Below are 1867 nucleotides of genomic sequence, written 5' to 3' on the forward strand. Positions count from 1 at the left end.
GTGTTCAACTCGTGAGAGATAAAAAAATTTACAACCTCTTTTTAGCAGGAGTGACACTTCCGAATATTTATCTAATTCTTTTGTTTAGTTTCATTTGTGATATGTTTATCCAGCACGCGTTTCTGTTCTAATTTCTGTTACAATAATGAGTTAATTTTGTTTTGATTTTCGTTTTTGTTGTAAAATTTCACGTTCACGTCGACATCTAGTGACCTATCCGTTGAACGAAGCAGGGCCGCGACTCGAGCAGGCGACTCCTGGGTTTGGGCCGCATGCGACTAGTGCCTCGCGTAGATTTTATAAATTAAAGTTTTTTTTAAAAAGAGTCTGTATAAATTAAAATAAAGTTATGATTACTGTCCATTAGTGACGGAGAAATTGTTCAGGTCACGTTATCGTGCCCTGCCGAAACCTATTAGTTGTTCTAAAAAAGATAGTGTCAATTTAATCCATTTTCTAAAACAGTCTCGCCTAACGACACGTGTTGCGTCGTTAGCAGGGTCTATTTTAATAGTTTCGGTTCCTGTCCTTTAATTTACATAAAACAAAAATACCGTCGACGGTGTAATTCTACCCAGCGTTCCGGTAGCAAGTGTTTTTTGTGCGTGTGAGGCGAGCACGGCCCAACATGAACTACTAACTCCGGAAACACCCAAGAGACCACGAACGTGCCTCTGGACTATTCCTGAACGTCACAGAATGTTTGATGCCTTGTGCACTTCAACGAAGTTGAACTCTATCCCGCGAAGGCTAGACCTCCCGTCATTTTGACTAAGACTCACATTTATGTAAGTATATGTATATACAGGGTGTCCCACCACATCTGTTATAAAGCTATAACTCCAAAACTATCGACCGTATGCAAAATTGTTAATATAGAAACTACACGATAAAATGCTATATATACAAAATAAGTATATAAAATGCTGTATATACTTAAATCCTATACATTCTAACAGAATCCGAGACCATTAAGAGGAATAGCGAGCCATGAATGGCGTATACGGGTTTTTTCTAAAATAAAGGATAATCGTATCAAATTTGTTATACTGTGCAAACCGAAAATATACAAATAGAATTCTACCAGACGACTGTCTCTATTTCTTATCAGACACCCTCAAAATTTCCTGTAACTCAGTATCGTATTTGTAAAAATAAAATATAAAAGTAGAAAAGGAAAATTTACGTTACAAGTTGATTTAAAAAAGAGTGCTTGGAACAAATAGTTGTCTATAGTGATTTTGCTAAAAAAGAGTTGGTACTTCTAGAAACTTTTGTTAATTTCTTAAGATTCTCTAAAAGTCGTCAATCAGTTATTGCTGAACTGGAATTAGAAGATTTTTATCGTGGTGATTTATCATTTAATGAGGTGATCAATAATATTATGAAGCTTGAAGTAGATATTTATGATGAAAATCTTACAGTTTTGAAAAAAGCAACAGAGAGCTTAAAGGTGGAAGAAGATCTTTTCTTAATAAACGAGTTTAAGGAAGTTATAGGTGTTTATATAAAACCAGCAGGAATACAAGAAAGGAGAATAGATGATCGATTGGTTATTAAAGTGATGAGAAAGAACATTATTGTTGATTAAATTTTACGCCAATTAGAAAATAAACTTGTAGAAAATACAAATATAAAGAAAGTACGTTTTATTGGTGCTGATATGATACATATTGATACAAACCTTAAGAGTATAGTTTGGCAGGGAAAGAATATAGCTATTTTAACAAAAGCAATAAAAGTTCATGATCGAGTAACCTAGGATATATCTGGAAAAGATAACGATCATATTTATTCTGATACAGTAAAACATGGATATATGCAAGAAAGGAGTGCTTGGATATATGCAAGATTGCTATCCCCTCCA

The 1867-nt window shown here is 34.2% G+C and carries 1 protein-coding gene; it reads left to right on the forward strand.

Going from position 1 to position 1867, the window contains the following annotated elements; translation table 11 throughout:
* The first annotated feature begins 1213 nt into the window (after nt 1–1213).
* Entirely contained in the window at nt 1214–1591 is a 378-nt protein-coding gene (locus tag DM84_RS05820; protein ID WP_250779044.1) for a hypothetical protein, read from the forward strand.
* Nucleotides 1592–1867 lie beyond the last annotated feature (276 nt).

The organism is Wolbachia pipientis (genome assembly GCF_023661085.1).
In the GTDB taxonomy this organism is placed as follows: domain Bacteria; phylum Pseudomonadota; class Alphaproteobacteria; order Rickettsiales; family Anaplasmataceae; genus Wolbachia.